The 15,945-nt window shown below is 69.5% G+C and carries 19 protein-coding genes; 12 read left to right on the forward strand and 7 right to left on the reverse strand.

The window, feature by feature from the left end; genetic code table 11:
• The first annotated feature begins 24 nt into the window (after window positions 1-24).
• Window positions 25-603 (forward strand): Pr6Pr family membrane protein, encoded by a 579-nt coding sequence (locus ACQEU1_RS32520; protein ID WP_433209964.1) that lies wholly within the window; start codon window positions 25-27, stop codon window positions 601-603.
• 28 nt (window positions 604-631) lie between these two features.
• Window positions 632-1,837 (forward strand): MFS transporter, encoded by a 1,206-nt coding sequence (locus tag ACQEU1_RS32525; protein ID WP_433209966.1) that lies wholly within the window; start codon window positions 632-634, stop codon window positions 1,835-1,837.
• Here the strand turns inward: ACQEU1_RS32525 and ACQEU1_RS32530 are convergent.
• Both ACQEU1_RS32530 and ACQEU1_RS32535 read right to left on the reverse strand, forming a co-directional pair.
• A complete protein-coding gene (locus ACQEU1_RS32530) occupies window positions 1,747-2,568 on the reverse strand; it encodes an alpha/beta fold hydrolase (protein WP_433209968.1) in 822 nt (273 codons plus the stop codon). The two genes, ACQEU1_RS32525 and ACQEU1_RS32530, sit on opposite strands and share 91 nt — an antisense overlap.
• Window positions 2,565-3,248 (reverse strand): SRPBCC domain-containing protein, encoded by a 684-nt coding sequence (locus ACQEU1_RS32535; protein ID WP_433209970.1) that lies wholly within the window; start codon window positions 3,246-3,248, stop codon window positions 2,565-2,567. Before ACQEU1_RS32535 ends, ACQEU1_RS32530 begins: the two co-directional genes overlap by 4 nt.
• Before the next feature lie 144 nt (window positions 3,249-3,392).
• Here ACQEU1_RS32535 and ACQEU1_RS32540 point away from each other — a divergent pair, with 144 nt between their 5' ends.
• The gene (locus ACQEU1_RS32540) at window positions 3,393-3,977 is read left to right on the forward strand and encodes a DUF998 domain-containing protein (protein WP_433209972.1); all 585 of its coding nucleotides are present in this window, start codon (window positions 3,393-3,395) and stop codon (window positions 3,975-3,977) included.
• A gap of 58 nt (window positions 3,978-4,035) precedes the next feature.
• On the opposite strand, the gene ACQEU1_RS32545 is transcribed toward ACQEU1_RS32540, so the two are convergent.
• Complete coding sequence (locus ACQEU1_RS32545; protein ID WP_433209974.1) at window positions 4,036-4,260, reverse strand: zinc-ribbon domain-containing protein; 225 nt, start codon at window positions 4,258-4,260, stop codon at window positions 4,036-4,038.
• A gap of 86 nt (window positions 4,261-4,346) precedes the next feature.
• On the opposite strand from ACQEU1_RS32545, the gene ACQEU1_RS32550 reads away from it, so the two are divergent.
• The 7 genes from ACQEU1_RS32550 to ACQEU1_RS32580 all read left to right on the forward strand — a co-directional run bounded on the left by ACQEU1_RS32550 (window position 4,347) and on the right by ACQEU1_RS32580 (window position 9,583).
• On the forward strand, window positions 4,347-4,847 hold the full coding sequence (locus ACQEU1_RS32550) for a GNAT family N-acetyltransferase (protein WP_433209976.1): 501 nt from the start codon (window positions 4,347-4,349) through the stop codon (window positions 4,845-4,847).
• 82 nt (window positions 4,848-4,929) lie between these two features.
• Window positions 4,930-5,520, forward strand: coding sequence for a hypothetical protein (locus tag ACQEU1_RS32555; RefSeq protein ID WP_433209978.1), 591 nt, complete (start codon window positions 4,930-4,932; stop codon window positions 5,518-5,520).
• A complete protein-coding gene (locus ACQEU1_RS32560) occupies window positions 5,483-5,731 on the forward strand; it encodes a BON domain-containing protein (protein ID WP_093592439.1) in 249 nt (82 codons plus the stop codon). Before ACQEU1_RS32555 ends, ACQEU1_RS32560 begins: the two co-directional genes overlap by 38 nt.
• Window positions 5,728-6,447, forward strand: coding sequence for a metallophosphoesterase family protein (locus ACQEU1_RS32565; protein WP_433209980.1), 720 nt, complete (start codon window positions 5,728-5,730; stop codon window positions 6,445-6,447). The genes ACQEU1_RS32560 and ACQEU1_RS32565 overlap by 4 nt, the downstream gene beginning before the upstream one ends.
• Window positions 6,447-8,204, forward strand: coding sequence for a thiamine pyrophosphate-requiring protein (locus ACQEU1_RS32570; protein WP_433209982.1), 1,758 nt, complete (start codon window positions 6,447-6,449; stop codon window positions 8,202-8,204). Before ACQEU1_RS32565 ends, ACQEU1_RS32570 begins: the two co-directional genes overlap by 1 nt.
• A complete protein-coding gene (locus ACQEU1_RS32575) occupies window positions 8,201-9,151 on the forward strand; it encodes a TIGR03557 family F420-dependent LLM class oxidoreductase (RefSeq protein WP_433209984.1) in 951 nt (316 codons plus the stop codon). Before ACQEU1_RS32570 ends, ACQEU1_RS32575 begins: the two co-directional genes overlap by 4 nt.
• Window positions 9,152-9,187: 36 nt before the next feature.
• Window positions 9,188-9,583, forward strand: coding sequence for a hypothetical protein (locus ACQEU1_RS32580; protein WP_433209986.1), 396 nt, complete (start codon window positions 9,188-9,190; stop codon window positions 9,581-9,583).
• Window positions 9,584-9,820: 237 nt separating this feature from the next.
• Here ACQEU1_RS32580 and tuf read toward each other — a convergent pair whose 3' ends face one another.
• Together tuf and ACQEU1_RS32590 are read right to left on the reverse strand one after the other, a co-directional pair.
• Window positions 9,821-11,002, reverse strand: coding sequence for an elongation factor Tu (gene tuf / locus ACQEU1_RS32585; RefSeq protein ID WP_433209988.1), 1,182 nt, complete (start codon window positions 11,000-11,002; stop codon window positions 9,821-9,823).
• Between the two features lie 208 nt (window positions 11,003-11,210).
• Window positions 11,211-12,080 carry a LysR family transcriptional regulator gene (locus ACQEU1_RS32590; RefSeq protein ID WP_433209990.1) on the reverse strand — a complete coding sequence of 290 codons (870 nt, stop codon included), beginning with the start codon at window positions 12,078-12,080 and terminating at the stop codon, window positions 11,211-11,213.
• Window positions 12,081-12,150: 70 nt separating this feature from the next.
• Here ACQEU1_RS32590 and ACQEU1_RS32595 point away from each other — a divergent pair, with 70 nt between their 5' ends.
• The gene (locus ACQEU1_RS32595) at window positions 12,151-13,146 is read left to right on the forward strand and encodes an FAD-binding oxidoreductase (protein WP_433209992.1); all 996 of its coding nucleotides are present in this window, start codon (window positions 12,151-12,153) and stop codon (window positions 13,144-13,146) included.
• Window positions 13,147-13,248: 102 nt separating this feature from the next.
• Entirely contained in the window at window positions 13,249-13,632 is a 384-nt protein-coding gene (locus ACQEU1_RS32600; protein WP_433209994.1) for an STAS domain-containing protein, read from the forward strand.
• A gap of 18 nt (window positions 13,633-13,650) precedes the next feature.
• Here ACQEU1_RS32600 and ACQEU1_RS32605 read toward each other — a convergent pair whose 3' ends face one another.
• Both ACQEU1_RS32605 and ACQEU1_RS32610 read right to left on the reverse strand, forming a co-directional pair.
• Complete coding sequence (locus tag ACQEU1_RS32605) at window positions 13,651-14,796, reverse strand: glycosyltransferase (protein WP_433209996.1); 1,146 nt, start codon at window positions 14,794-14,796, stop codon at window positions 13,651-13,653.
• 36 nt (window positions 14,797-14,832) lie between these two features.
• Window positions 14,833-15,927, reverse strand: coding sequence for a nucleotide disphospho-sugar-binding domain-containing protein (locus tag ACQEU1_RS32610; RefSeq protein ID WP_433209998.1), 1,095 nt, complete (start codon window positions 15,925-15,927; stop codon window positions 14,833-14,835).
• Between the last annotated feature and the right edge of the window lie 18 nt (window positions 15,928-15,945).

Below are 15,945 nucleotides of genomic sequence, written 5' to 3' on the forward strand. Positions count from 1 at the left end.
CGAAACCGGGTTCTAATTCACCACGTGATCAAGCTGCTCCGGATGGCCGTGTTCCTGCTGGTGCTGTCGGCCGAGATCTACCTGGTCATCGTGCTGGGAGATCGGCTCGAACCGGCCAACCACCTCAGCTACTTCACGATCCTGTCGAACTTCTTCGCGGCGGTCGTGGCGTTGCTGGGCGTGTTCAACCCGGTGTCCGCGCAGCTCAGGGGCGCGGCGACGCTGTACATGGCGGTCACGGGCATCATCTACGCGCTGCTGCTGCGCGACATCGACGTCGCGACGCCCGCCTACGCGAACTGGGCCATGCACGTCGCCGCGCCGATCCTCGTCGTCGTGGACTGGCTGCTCGCGCCGGAACGCACGAAGCGCTGGTGGACGTGGCTCGCGTTCCCCGCCGCCTACCTGGTGTACTCGCTGGTCAGAGGCCCGATCGTGGACTGGTACCCGTACCCGTTCCTGGACCCGCGTCAGCACGGCTACGGCTCGGTCGCGCTGGGCAGCCTGTTCGTCGCGGTGACGTTCGTCGTGCTCGCCTTCGCGATCTCGTGGGCCGGCACCAAATTGGCCCAGAAACGCAGCAGGTATTTGTCCCGCGACTAGGGCCAATCGTCGCCATAGCGTCTAGGACATGACAAGGCGACTCGCGTACGCGCAGCTGACGAACTCCATCGGGGACGGCGGTTTCCTCGTCGTCTCGGCTCTCTACTTCACCCAGGTCGTGGGCCTGAGCGCGGCGCGGGTCGGCCTCGCGCTGACGCTGGCGTGGGGAGTCGGCGCCGTCGCCGGCGTCGCCTTGGGGCATCTCGCCGATCGACTGGGTCCTCGGACCACGGCCGTCGTGCTGGCCGCCGCGACGGCCGTGAGCATCGCGATCCTGCTGTTCACGAGGAACTTCGCCGCGTTCGTGGTGGTCATGTGCCTGTACGCGAGCTTCCAGAGCGGGTTGCAGGCGTCGCGGCAGGCACTCCTCGCCGGCCTCACCACTCCCGAGGAACGCACGCGAGCCCGTGCGCGGATCCAGTCCACGGCCAACGCGGGCATCGCGATCGGAGCGGCGGCGGGCGGGTTCGCGCTGCACCTCGGCACCGAGGCCGCCTACACGGCCGTGTTCGTGCTCGACGTCGTCGCGTTCCTGATCGCCGCGGTCGTGCTGGGCACGTTGCCCGAGACCGTCATGACCAGGGCGAAGGGCAAGTTCGACGTGCTGAAGGACCGGCCGTACGCGCTGATCACGCTGATCAACGCGGTGATGCTGCTCTACATGCCGTTGCTCAGCCTGATCATCCCGCTGTGGATCGTGCAGCGGACCGAGGCGCCGACGTGGCTCGCGGCCGCGTTGCTGGTGCTCAACACCGCCGCCGTCGTGCTGTTCCAGGTGCGGATCGCCCGCCGGGCCACCGGTCTCACGAGTGCCTCGAAGCTCGTGCGGCACGCCGGGCTGGTCATGCTCGCGTCCTGCGCGGTGTTCGCGGTGACGGCGTTCAGCTTCGGCGCCTGGCCCGCGGCGGCGTTGCTGGTCGCGGCCGCCGCGCTGCAGGTGCTCGGCGAGATGATGCTCGCCTCCGGGGCGTGGGAGATCAGCTTCTCCCTCGCGCCCGCCGACCGGCAGGGCCAGTACCAGGGCTTCTTCGCGACCGGGACGGCCGTCGCGCGCATGGTCGGCCCCGCCCTGCTCACCACCGTCGTGCTCGGCTGGGGAGCACTCGGGTGGCTCGCGGTCGGCGGGCTGTTCGTCGTGGCGGGTTACGCGATGGGACCGGCGGTGCGCTGGGCCCGTGCGAAGAACTCCACCAACTCCGGTGCCATGACCGACGACTTGTACATGTGCGTCTGACCGGGCAGCGTCCTGTGCTCCGCTCCCAGCACCTCCGCGACGTTCTTCATGGTGTTGCGGAGGTACTCGGGGCTCTTGCCGCCGTCCATCGCGAGCGTCGGCACCTTGACGTTCCACCGGTTCGCCGGCAACGGGGTGCCGCGGCCGTCGTCGCCGAGGATCGTGAGGTCCCACGGCAGAGTGTGCGCGACGAGCTTGAGCTTCTTCCACATCGGCGTCAGCTTCATGATCGCGAGACCGAAGCCGGGCACGCCGACCAGCTTCATGAACGTCGAGAGCATGCCGCCGCGGTCACCGCGCGCGAGCATGTCGTTCATCTGCCGCACGATGTCCGCCGGCCGCGGCTTGTAGGTGCCGTCCACGACGAACGGCGCCTCGTAGAGCGCGAGCCGGGAGATGCCGGGGAGGCGTGAGGCCGCCTCCATCGACAGCACCGCGCCGGAGGAGACGCCGAAGACGAACGCGCTGCCGCCCGCCTCCCTGATGACCGCCTCGATGTCCTCGATCTCGCGGTCGAGCGACCACGGCGTCGCGCCGTCGCCGGTCTCGCCGCGGCCGCGCCGGTCGTAGGTGTAGACGGTGAAGTTCTTGTCCAGCACCGAGGCCAGCTCGGTCGACGGACCGAACATGCGGTGGCACATCGCGCCGTCCACGAGGATCAGCGCCGGACCGGAGCCCGTGATCGAGTAGGCGACCTCGGTGCCGTCGGCGGAAGTCGTGAAGCGCGTCATTTCTGCTCTCCCAAGGTGCTGTCGAGGAAGTCCTGCCAGTCCTGTTCGGACTCGTCGCCCTCGAAGACGTGGTGCGCGGCGATGACCGGCCCGAAGAAGCCGCGCATGAACCGGTAGATGGCCTTGTCGGTGCGCAACGCGACCGTGTGGGCGTTGCGGTGGAACTCGACGGCGTCCGGCAGCTTCCCGGCGATCGCCGCGTCGAGCTTCTTCCAGGCCTCGTCCCAGTCGCTGATCATCGGCCCGAAGACCGTGAGCGGACGGGCCGTGCGGCCGGGGAAGTGCGTGAGGTACTCCAGCAGCGTGCGGCGGAACAGCGCGCCCCCGAGCGTCATGGCCTCGAACTCGTCGGCCCAGTCGTCGCCGGGCAGGAAGCCGCTCGTGACCATCCGCAGGACGGTGCTGGCGTGTTCACGGCCCTCGACGAGGAACTCGTAGGCGACGAACCGGCCGTCAGGGGCCTTGCCGGAGTTGTACGCGAAATGCTTGAGCCGGTCCTCCGCGGTGATCTCGCTGGTTGGCTGGTAGCCGCCGAAGGCCATCTTGACCTGGCCGTTCTCGACCTCGTTGCGGCCCATGAACCACGAGTCGATGCCGGGGCCGGTGGCAATGGCCGTCCACACGTCCTCGACGGACGCGGGCACCTCCATCTCGTCGGTGCTCGTGAACTCGTGGCCCATCGGTGCTCTCCCCTTGCTCGGTTCGTGGATGGTCCCATCCTGCTCCCGACGATTCTCTTCGTCAAGACAGTGAACCTAGTCTTGACAAAAAAAGTTGTCGGTGGTGTGGTTCTCGCCGTCACCCCGAATCCTCTGGAGGAACCCATGTCCCGCATCGCCTGTGGCGTCGTCGCCGGGCCGCTCTACCTCGTCGTCGGGTACGCCCAGGCGTTCACCCGAGAGGGCTTCGACCTGGCCCGGCACCCGTTCAGCATGCTGAGCCTCGGCTCGCTCGGCTGGATCCAGATCGCGAACTTCGTCGTCAGCGGCGCGTTGTTCGTGGTCGCCGCCACCGGCATGGCGCGCTTCTCGAAGTGGGGCGCGCGGCTGATCGGCCTGATGGGGGCGGGGATGATCCTCGGCGGCGTGTTCGTCGCCGATCCGGCCATGGGCTTCCCGGCCGGCGCGCCCGCCGGGCCACCCGAGTCGTTGTCGTGGCACGGCGCCTTGCACGCGGTCGCGTTCGGTGTCGCGATGATCGGCTGGATCGGGGCGTGCTTCGTGTTCGCGCGTAGGCTCGGCGGATGGCTGGCGGTGCTGAGCGGGCTGACGGGTGTGCTGCTGGTGACGCCGATGGCGTTCCTGGGCGACCCCGGCGGGACGGTGCTGCTGTACGCGGTCGCGACGATCGGCTGGCTGTGGACCTCGGCCGTGTCCCTGAAGCTGAGCCGGCCTGCCTTCTCGAGCTGATCTGCCAGGAGTGCGGGCGCGTCACCACCGACGCGGGCGCGCCCGGCTGCCCGGCCTGTCAGACCAGCTGATGCGCGTGCATCTTGCTGATGTCGTACTGCACCCCGCAGAACGTGCACTGCAGCCCGTACCGGCTGCTGATGGTGAACAGCGGGATGAAGAAGATGGTCGGCTTCGTGTAGCGCCGGAACAGGTTGTGCGCCGACTGGTGGTGGCAGTTCCCGCAGACCAGCGTCAGCATCCGCAGCTGCTCGATCGTCGTGCGCCAGCCGAAAATGACCATTGGTGCTCCTGATGTCCGGTTGCCACTAGGACGCACGGCGAGGCCGCTGAGTTGCGACCGGATCGCGTTCTTCAGAAGGTGGACAGGTGGACACCCTGCTGCGGTCCTGGACCCCTGACGACGCCCCGATCATCCTCGCCGCGGCCTCCCAGTCCGCGATGAGCCGCCAGTTCACCACCTCGATCGACTCGCTGGCGGCCGCCGAGGACTGGATCGCCCTGCTCACGGCCCGCCGCGAGGACGACGTCGCCTATTCGTTCGCCGTGCTGGAATCCGGGGTGCCCGTCGGCAACGTCGCCGTGTCGAGCGTGGAACGCCGTCACCTCACCGGGTGGATCTCCTACTGGGTGCTGGAGGAGGCACGGGGTCGCGGGCTCGCGACGCGGGCGTGCCGCGCGGTGAGCGAGTTCGCGTTCGACGAGCTCGGACTGTTCCGGCTGGAGCTCGCGCACCGGGTGGACAACGTCGCCTCCTGCCGTGTCGCGAAGGGGGCCGGGTACGCGGTGGAGGGCGTGGAACGGGCGCGGCTGCTCTACGACGGCGTCCGCTACGACACGGAGACGCACGCGCGCCTCGCCACCGACTGAAGATCCCCGCCCCGCCCGGTTTCCCGCCTGCCTTCTCATTTGCCTAGGTTCACTCCCGCTCCCATCGGGTAGCCCGGAGTGCATGAGCGACGTGCAGGCCGAACTGCTGATGACGTTGACGAAGGTCGCCAAGGTCTTACGTGGAGCGGAGATCCCGTTCGCCCTGACCGGTGGATGTGCCGGTTATGCGCGTGGTGGTCCCGTGAGCGAGCACGACGTCGATCTCCTGGTGAAGGAAGAAGACGTCAACGAGGCCGTACGGCTGCTGGTGGACGCGGGACTGCGCGGCGCGGAGCCGCCGGAGGACTGGCTGTTGAAGGTCTACGACGGCGACTCGCTGGTGGACCTGCTGTTCCGGCCGAACGAACGGCCGGTGACCGACGAGGTCCTCGCGATGGCGGAGGAGATGCCGGTCGGGTCCGTGATGCTGCCGGTCATGCCGGCGACGTTCGTGCTGAGCAGCAAGCTCCTCGTGCTGGACGGCCACCGGTGCGACTTCAGCGAGCTGCTGCCGTTCGCACGGGCGCTGCGCGAACAGATCGACTGGGAGCAGGTGCGCGAGGAGACCAAGAAGTCTCCTTACGCCGAAGCGTTTCTGATGCTCATCGAACGTCTCGACATCATCGGGAGGGGCCATGAGTTCCGAGCAGTACCTGGCGGCAAATCTGCGTAGGGCGGTGGCCGAGGACCCGCGGACCGCCGAGCTGGGCGTCCGGGTCACCGTGCGCGGTGACCACGTGATGCTCTCCGGCGACGTGGCGTGCGCGGACCGCCGTGCCGCGCTGGAGGAGGTCCTGCACGAGGCCGCCCCCGAGCTGACGATCTTCAACGACGTGCGCGTGACACCTGCGGGCGAGCCGGAGGGTGAGGAGGACCTGCGATGATCCGTGTTGCTGCGGTCGGGGACATCCACCTCGGCGAGGACATGCGCGGGCACCTCCGGCCGGCGCTCGAGAAGGTCGGCGAGCACGCGGACGTCCTGCTGCTGGCCGGTGACCTCACCCGGCACGGGACCGTCGCCGAGGCCGAGGTCGTCGCGGACGAGTTCGCTGACCTGCCGGTGCCCGTCGTCGCGGTGCTGGGCAACCACGACCACCACGACGACAAGCCTCTCGAAGTCACCAAGACGTTGCAGGACAAGGGCATCCACGTGTTGGAGGGCACCACGTTCACCCATCGGGCGAACGGGTGCTCGATCGGCATCGCGGGCGTGAAGGGGTTCGGCGGCGGCTTCGCCGGCAAGTGCGGGAGCGCGTTCGGCGAGCGCGAGATGAAGGCGTTCATCCAGCACACCTGCGAGATCGCGGAGAACCTGCGGGGTGCACTGTCCGAACTGGACACCGACATCAAGGTGGCGCTGACACACTACGCGCCCGTGCCGGACACGTTGCGCGGTGAACCACCGGAGATCTACCCGTTCCTCGGCTCGTACCTGCTCGGCGAGGCGATCGACGCCACCGGCACGCACCTCGCCGTGCACGGCCACGCGCACTTCGGCACCGAGCAGGGCATGACGCCCGGCGGCGTGCGCGTGCGCAACGTCGCGCAGCCGATCATCCGCTCCGCCTACACGGTCTACGTGCTGGAAGGGAACTCCTGATGACCGTCGGGGACTTCGTCGTCCAACGCCTGCGCGACTGGGGCGTCCGCCAGGTGTTCGCCTACCCCGGCGACGGCATCAACGGGATCGTCGCGGCCTTCGGCAAGGCCGACAACGACCCGAAGTTCATCCAGACGCGGCACGAGGAGATGGCCGCGTTCGCCGCCGTGGGCTTCGCGAAGTTCAGCGGCGACGTCGGCGTGTGCCTCGCGACGTCCGGGCCGGGCGCGATCCACCTGCTGAACGGCCTGTACGACGCGAAGCTCGACCACGTGCCGGTCGTCGCCATCGTCGGCCAGACCGCCCGCACCGCGCAGGGCGGCAGCTACCAGCAGGAGGTCGACCTGCACTCGTTGTTCCGCGACGTCGCCTCCTACCTGGTCGACGTGACGGTGCCGGAGCAGCTGCCGAACGCGCTGGACCGGGCGATGCGCACGGCGGCGGCCGACCGCGCGCCTGCCGTGCTGATCATCCCGAACGACGTGCAGGAGCAGGAGTACGCGGCGCCGAAGCACGAGTTCAAGTACATCCCGTCGAGCCCGCCGTCCCGGCCGGTCTCGTCCGTGGTGCCCGCCCTGGAGGAGGTGGAGCGCGCGGCCGAGGTGCTCAACAGCGGCGAGAAGGTCGCGATCCTGATCGGCCAGGGTGCCCGCGAGGCCGCCGACGAGGTGCGCGCGGCTGCGGAGATCCTGGGCGCCGGCGTCGCGAAGGCGTTGCTGGGCAAGGACGTGCTGCCCGACGACCTGCCGTACGTGACGGGCTCGATCGGCCTGCTCGGCACCCGGCCGTCGTACGAGATGATGCGCGACTGCGACCGGTTGCTGATCATCGGCTCGAACTTCCCGTACTCGCAGTTCCTGCCCAAGTTCGGCACCGCGCGCGGGGTGCAGATCGACCTCGACGGGCGGGCGATCGGCATGCGCTACCCGACCGAGGTGAACCTGGTCGGCGACGCGGGCGCGACCCTGCGCACGCTGATCCCGTTGCTGGAGCGCAAGGAAGACCGCTCGTGGCGTTCGACGATCGAGGACAACGTCTCGCGGTGGTGGGAGGTCGTGGAACGGCAGGCGCAGGTGCCAGCCGACCCGGTCAACCCGATGCGGATCGTCTCCGAGCTCTCGAAACGCCTGCCGCACAACGCGATCGTCACCGCGGACTCCGGCTCGGCGACGAACTGGTACGCGCGGTTGCTCAAGATCCGCGGCGGGGTGCGGTCGTCGTTGTCCGGCACGCTGGCCACGATGGGCTGCGCCGTTCCGTACGCCCTGGGCGCTTCCTTCGCGCAGCCCGATCGGCCGTTGATCGCGTTGGTCGGCGACGGCGCGATGCAGATGAACGGCATGGCGGAGCTGTTGACACTACGCAGATACGGCGTGCGTTGCGTCGTGTGCGTCTTCCACAACAACGACCTCAACCAGGTCACGTGGGAGTTGCGCGCGATGGGCGGCGCACCGAAGTTCGAGGAGTCGCAAACACTTCCGGACATCTCCTACGCCGCGTTCGCCCGCTCGATCGGCCTGCAGGGCATCGAGGTCAACGACCCCGCTTCCTTGAGCACCGCCTGGGAGACCGCGCTCGCGTTCGACGGCTCGACCGTTCTCGACGTGCGCTGCGACCCGAACGTGCCGCCGATCCCGCCGCACGCGACGTTCGAGCAGATCAAGGACATGACCGAGGCCGTGCTGCGCGGAGACCCGGACGCCTGGGACCTCATGACGCGCGGCCTCAAGACCAAGATCCAGGAGTTGCTGCCGTGATCACCGGATATTTCCTCTCCTCCGAAGAACACGGGCCGCGCGAGCTCGTCCAGAACGCCCGCATGGCCTCAGACCACGGCTTCGAGTCATTGTGGATCTCCGACCACTACCACCCGTGGAACGACGAGCAGGGCCAGTCCCCGTTCGTCTGGGGCACGATCGGCGCCCTGTCGGAGGCCGTCACGTTGCCGATCACCACGGCCGTGACGTGCCCGACCGTCCGCATCCACCCGGCCGTCATCGCCCAGGCGGCCGCCACCGCCGCCGTCCAGACCGAAGGCCGCTTCGTCCTCGGCGTCGGCAGCGGCGAGGCCCTGAACGAACACGTGCTGGGCGACCACTGGCCGTCCGCCGACGTGCGCCTGGAGATGCTGGAGGAGGCCATCGGCCTGATCCGCACACTCCACCAGGGCGACGAGGTCACCCACCACGGCAAGCACTACACCGTCGAGAACGCCCGCCTCTACACCGTCCCCGAACGCCCGGTGCCGATCTACGTCTCGGCGTTCGGCCCGAAGGCAGTTCGTTTGGCCGCCCGCTGCGGCGACGGCTACGTGTCGGTGGGCCCGGCCGGGGATCTCGTGTCGCAGTACCGCGCCGAGGGCGGGCGCGGACCGGCGCAGAGCGGCCTGAAGGTGTGCTGGGCGCCGACGGTCGAGGAGGGCGTCGCGACCGCGCACCGCTTGTGGCCCAACGACGGTCTGCCGGGCGAACTGGCCCAGGTGCTGCCGACGCCCCGGCACTTCGAGCAGGCTTCGCAGTTGGTGACGCCGGAGATGATCGGCGACGCGATCCCGTGCGGACCCGACCCGGAGAAGTACGCGGAGAAGGTGCGGGAGTTCGCCGAGGCCGGGTTCGACGAGGTGCACGTGCAGCAGATCGGGCCGCGGCAGCAGGAGTTCTTCGAGTTCTGGGCCAAGGAAGTCGTGCCGCTGCTCGACGACTGACAGCTAGGATCGTGGTCATGACCGACCGAAAGGGCCATGCCGCGTAGGCGTCCCGTCCGCGCACAGCGGACCGGCAAGCCGATCCCGCAGGTGGCCAGGGTGTCCGCGGCCACGTCCCGCGCCGTCTCCACGTTCGAGCGCAAGCGCCTCGATCCCGGTGCCGTCGCCCGCGCGCTCGCCCACTGGAGCCGTTTCGTGCACGGCCCGCTCAGCCCCATCGCCCGCCACGAACTCGGCTCGGGGTGTCCCTGCTGCGAGGACGGGTCGGCGGACTGGAACCGAGCGGTGCTGAAGCAGGCACTTCACGCCTTGCCTGCCACGGCGGCCCGCGAGTTCTTCGAGCTCGTGCGGCCGCTCGACGAGCTGTACCTCGCCCGCTCCGTTCCCACCTTCGACAACGCGGAACTCCGCGCCATGCTCACCGTGCAGTGAAGAGCGCGGCGGGACAAGCATCCCGCCGCGCTCTTCGTGGCGACGCGACCACCTTCTCGGGCCGTCGACCGCCAGCGCGGTGACCACGATCTCCACCGGCCGCTTCGGGCACCCAGCGGGGCACCTCGCGACACCGCCCCCGCACCCCCATGTTTCCAACATGAGGATGCGGGGCGGCGCCGCGATGCGCCCACCTGGCCGCTCAAAGCGACCGGCGGAGGTCCGTGGTCACCGCGCTCAGGCGAGGATCTCGCCGACCGTGCCGGCACCCACGGTCTTGCCGCCCTCGCGGATCGCGAAGCCCAGTCCGATGTCCATCGCCACCGCCTTGCCCAGCTCCACGGTGACCTCGACGGTGTCTCCTGGCAGGGCCAGCGTCCTGTCGAGCTCCACCACGCCGACGACGTCGCCGGTGCGGAAGTGGAACTGCGGGCGGTAGTTCGACGCGATACCGGTGTGCCTGCCGCCCTCGGCGTGCGAGAGCAGGTACACCGACGCGCGGAACCTGGTGTGCGGCGCGACGCTGCCCGGCAGGGCCAGGACCTGGCCGCGCCGGACGTCGCCACGACGAACACCGCGCAGCAGGATCGCGGCGTTGTCTCCCGCCTGCGCCTGCCGCATGGGCTTGCCGAACGTCTCGATGCCGGTGGCGACCGAGGTCACCGCGTCACCGAGGCCGAGCACCTCGACCGCGTCGCCGAGGCCGAGCACGCCGCGTTCGACCGCGCCGGTCACGACGGTGCCGCGGCCGGTGATGGTCAGCACGTTCTCGATCGGCATCAGGAACGGGCCGGTCACGTCCCGCTCGGGCACCGGGACGTGCGTGTCCACGGCGTCGAGCAGGTCGACGACCGACTGCGTCCACTCCGGGTCGCCCTGCAACGCGCGCAGGCCGGACACGCGGACGACCGGCGTGGCGTCGCCGTCGAAGCCGTACTGGGAGAGCAGGTCGCGGATCTCCAGCTCCACCAGGTCGAGCAGCTCCGGGTCGGTCACCGTGTCGGCCTTGTTCAACGCCACCACCACGTACGGCACGCCCACCCGGTGGGCGAGCACGACGTGCTCACGCGTCTGCGGCATCGTGCCGTCCTCCGCGGACACCACGAGGATCGCGCCGTCCAGCTGCGCCGCCCCCGTGATCATGTTCTTCACGTAGTCGGCGTGGCCGGGCATGTCGACGTGCGCGTAGTGCCGCGTGGGCGTCTCGTACTCGACGTGCGCGATGTTGATCGTGATGCCGCGGGCCAGCTCCTCCGGCGCCCGGTCGATCCGGTCGAACGCCGTGAAGGTCGTGCCCGAAGGGTCCTTTTCGGACAGGACCTTGGTGATGGCCGCGGTCAGCGTGGTCTTGCCGTGGTCGACGTGCCCCATGGTGCCGATGTTGAGGTGCGGCTTGGCGCGCACGAACTCCTGCTTCATCTCTCTGTTCCTCGAAGGCGAAACCGGTGGCTCAGAACCGATGGACCGCTCCGACCCTCCTCCAGCGGTCCTGAAGGAGAGGACTGGAGAAGGGTCAGAGTCGGGCGCCGTTCAGCTGCACCGAGGCAACGGCGAGCGCGCCCGCGGGAACACCCGCGTGCGTGTGCAGCTCAGCCGTCAGGAACATGCGGTGATCGTGACAGGCGGTCTAGACCGCTGTCATCCCATTTTCCGCGAGCCTGATCAACGCACGCGCGGCCGGGCTGTGCGGGCCGGTCGCACGCCACGCGAACGCGAGCCTGCTGTGCGGCACGGGATCGGTGATCCGCACGGGGTGCAGGTCGCCTGCCATCGACTCGGCCAGGATCGCCGGGCCGAGCCCGCGCTCCGCCAGCGTCACCACCATCGGCGGCGCGGACGCCTCGAACGCGATCCGCGGCCGACGCGTGCCACAGGCCGCGTCCAACGCCCCGCGCAACCCCGTTCCCGGCGGCAGGCTGATCAACCCGCGTTCCAGCAGCTCGTCCAGCGGCACGGACTCCCTGCCGTGCCAGGGATCCGCCGCGCAGACGGCCGCCACCAGGGGTTCATCGGCCAGCACTCGGACGGCCAGCCCGTCAGGTGCGGCACCCGCGTACCCGACCAGGGCGAAGTCCAGCGAACCGTCCACAAGAGACGAGATCAAAGCGTCGGAGTTGGCCTCCGCCAACGTGATCTCCACGGCGGGGAACGAGGTGTGGAACGCGGCGAGCAGCTCGGGCAGGTCCATGATCCCGCACGACACGACCATCCCGACGCGCACGGACCCGCGCACCAGGCCGGCCATCTCCTCCACGGTCCGCCGCGCGGACTCCACCGACCCCAGCGCGGCCCGCGCCAGCGGCAGCACCGCCGCACCCACGTCCGTCAGCGTCACGCTCCGTCCAGACCGATCCAGCAGGTCGTGCCCGAGCTCCCGCTCCAGCCGGCGGATCTGCGCGCTCACCCCCGGCTGCGCGACGTGCACCCGTTCCGCCGCCCGCGTGAACGACCCCGACTCCGCGACCGCCACGAAGTACTCCAGCTGCCGAAGCTCCATAACCAATGATTATAGGGGGCAGCACAACTAGATCTTGGACATATACCCACAGCTCAACCACCCTGGAGTCATGCAGATCTTCTACCCCGGCGACGCCGGCTACGACGAGGAACGCAGCGGCTTCCAGACCGGACTCCGCCACGAACCCCAGGTGGTCTTCGCCGTGGAGAGCGTCCAAGACGTCGAGGACGCGGTCCGGTACGCCGAGGACCACGGCCTCGAGTACGCGATCCAGACCACCGGTCACGGCCTGACCACGGCCACCACGGGCGTCCTGATCTCGACGAAGCGCCTGAACAAGGTCGAGATCGACGCGAACACCAGGACCGCCAGGGTCGAGGCGGGCGCGGTCTGGCAGCAGGTGATCGAGCAGGCGGCACCGCACGGCCTCGCCCCGCTGAGCGGCGACGCGAGCGACGTCGGGGTCGTCGGCTACACCCTCGGCGGCGGGTTCAGCGTGCTGGCCAGGGAGTTCGGCTTCGCGAGCGACCGCGTGACCAGGACCGCGAAGGTCGGCGAGGTCGTCACCGCGCTGGAGTTCGAGCTGCTGCCGATCCGCGACGTCCACGCCGGTGAGCTCTTCTTCGCGGCCGAGCACGCGGCGCAGGTCTTGGAGGCGTTCCACACCTGGGACCTGCCGGACCACGTCACCCCGGCGTTCACCACCCTCGGCGACGTCGTGCGCGTCACCTTCGCGAGCACCAGGCCGTTCGACATCGGCCACCTCCGCGTCGCGCCCACCCTGAAGGAGGAGTTCGGCGTCAGGCCGTTCGCGCAGGCGGCCGGGAAGCCGCTTCCCCCGCACGCCTACCAGGGAGACAACGTCCTCCTGGAGGACGTGCCCTTGGAAGCGCTCCAAGCGGCGCTCCAGACCGCCGAGAACTCCAGCACCGACATCTTCTTCGGCCTCCTCCCGCTCGGTGGCGCGCTCGGCACCGGCGCCACGCACCTGCTCAAGCTCATCTCGCCGGAACTCGGCGTCGAGCGACAGCACGAAGAGGTGTTCGACCAGGCCCGACCGTTCGTGGTCGGACGTTCGCGCACCTTCCGCTACGCCGCCAGGTAGGTTGTGGGAGGCAAGCAACGGCCGTAACGTCGGGGACGCAGCCGGGTTCAACAGCGTGCTCGGAGTCCGAGTCTCGTGCGCTTCGGCCACCGGGGAGTGCTGGTGAACGAAGAAGAGTTCCAGGAAGCGCCGCTGCTCACAGCACGTGCCACGGAAGTGGCCGGAGTGGTGGTCATCGCGGTGGAGGGGGAGATCGACGTCGACACGGCCGATGTTGTGCTGGACGCCGTTCGGCTCGGCCTCGCGACCTCGGGTCCTGCCCTCGTCGCCGATCTCACGCTGGTCAGCTTCTTCGGCTCGACGGGCATCTCGACGCTGATCACGGCACACGAACTCGCCGAGCAGCAGCACAAGAACCTGCACGTCGTCGCGCCGCAGCGGGCCGTGCGGAGACCGCTGCAGGTCACGGGCGTCGCCGACGTCCTCCGCCTGCACGACTCCGTCGACGAGGCGCTGTCGGCGTTGAAACCGGTGCCCACGGAGTAGACACCGGTTCCGCGGTGCTCACCCGGCCAGGTCGACCAGCTTCGGCACGACCTCGCCGGGGGACGGCATGGCGGCGATCTCCGCCTTGATCGTGGCGTTCGCCGCCTGAACGTCGTTGTCCCGCAACAACTTCCGCGCCATCTCGTGCAGTGCGTCCGAAGTGAACTCCTCGCCGACGAGCCGGTCGCCCAGCCGGGTGTCCCGCACGATGTCGGCGTTGCGGAACTGGTCGGCGCCCTGCGGCAGGACGAGCTGCGTCAGGCCGTTCGTCATCGCGGCGACCGTGGTGCCGGCGCCGCCGTGGTGCACCACGAGATCCGCGTGCGCGAGCAGATCAGCCTGGGGCACCCACGGCAGCACGTGCACGTTGCCCGGGACGTCGGTCAGCGCGGACGGGTCGACCTGCGGCCCGGTCGCGACGAGCACCTCGGCGTCGAGGCCGGAGAGGCCCGCGACGGCGGTCTTCAGCACGTCCGGGTTCGAGAACGCCGTGCCGAACGTGAGGTAGACGAGCGGCTTCTCGTGCGCCACGACCCAATCGGGCAATTCGCCCGGTTCCGCGAACGGAACGGGTCGCATCGGAATGCGATCCACATCCGAAAGAAAGTCCAGATCCTGCAAAGACGGCGGGAAGACGTCCAGATAAGGCGATCCGAGTCCGTAATGATGCCCATTCGGCAAGGTGATGCCGAGTTCGGCGACGTACTCCAGAAGGAGGTCGCTCATTGCTTCCGGAACGAGCTCGCCGTCCATCTTGCCGAATCCGTGGCAGACCGCCGGGATGCCCGCGCGCATGGCCGCGAGGCCCGCGCCGGGGTTGATGAGCTCGAAGACGACGAGGTCCGGCTTGTCCCGCTCGAGCACCGGCTCCAGATCGTTCACGAACGCCCTGGGCAGCACCGATCCGAACGCGTCGACGGCCGTCTGGCGCAGCATGTCGCGCCGGAACTCGCCCGTGCCGTGCAGCTCGTTCGCCTGGCGGAACGCGTCCCAGATGCTGATGCCCGCGTCGACCACCGTCAGACCGAGCTTTTCCACCGTCGCGTGGAATCCTCCGTCGACGGCGTAGAGAACGTCGTGCCCCTGCTCGCGGGCGGCGATCGCGAGCGGAAGTATCGGATACACGTGTCCGTGCGAGCCCAGGCTCGAAAAGAGAATGCGCACGCGGACACATTAGGTGCTCGCCGAATGAATCGGGAGTCATTCGCGTAAATCTTGACCCCGATGCAGGACACTTTCCCACCGATCGGCGACATCGGCGGGTGAGGGCATGGCGGCGATCTCGGCGCGGACCTCGCCGGACGCCCGCTGGAGCCTCGCGTCCTCGATGAGCGCGGTCAGCAGGTCCGGCGTCACCTCGCGCGGCTCGGCCCGCAGCCCCGCCCCGCGCCCGGTGATCGCCGTCGCGTGCACGGTCCGGTCACCCGGCCCCGGCTCGACGAGCTGCGGCACCCCGGCCGCGAGCGCGCCGAGCAACGTCCCGGCGCCGCCGTGGTGCACGATGCCGTCGCAGAACGGCAGCACCCGCGGGATCGGCACCCACCCGACGGTCCGCACGTTGTCCGGCAGCCCGGTGGTCCGGTCGGCACGCACCAGCACGAACTCGGCGTCGACCCGTTCGGCCGCCTGCACGACGGCCGCCATCATCCGCCCGGCCCCGGGACCGGGCGCGGTGCTGCGACTGACCAGGATGCGCGGCCTCCCGGACGGCCCGGCCAGCCAGTCCGGCACCTCGCCGTCCCCGCTGTACGGCACGAACCGCATCGGCTCACCACCGGCGAACTCCGCGAGCGACGCCGGCGCCGTGCGCAGAACCGTTGCGGGAGAACGCACTTCGGCCTTCATCCGGGCGCCGGCCGCCGCCGTCAGCTCCAGCCCGTCGAACAACGACACGTCGTGCACCACCGACGGCACGCCCAGCGCGGACCCGGCGGCGGCCAGCGGTTCGTGCACCACGACGTCCGGCCGCCACCGCTCCGCGAGCGCGCGCAACGGCGCCGTCATCGCGTCCCCGACCGCCCCGAACAGCCGCGACACGAAGTCCAGCCGCCCGCTGCCGCGCAGCTCCCTCTTGGCCACCAACGGATGCGTCAGCATGATGCGCAACGCGATCGGTCCGAACCGGACGTTCGCCGGCACGACGTCCTCGACCGGCAGCCCCGAGTCGCCGACCCGCAGCGCCTCACCGCCCGTGGCGACGACGACCTCGTGGCCCGCGTCGCGCAACGCCAGCGCGAGCGGCATCACCGGGAAGACGTGACCGAGGAGGGGAGCGGCGACCACGAGAACACGCATACCTCCACGTTAACCCTC

It is taken from the genome of Lentzea sp. CA-135723, from assembly GCF_050936595.1.
Lineage (GTDB): Bacteria > Actinomycetota > Actinomycetes > Mycobacteriales > Pseudonocardiaceae > Lentzea.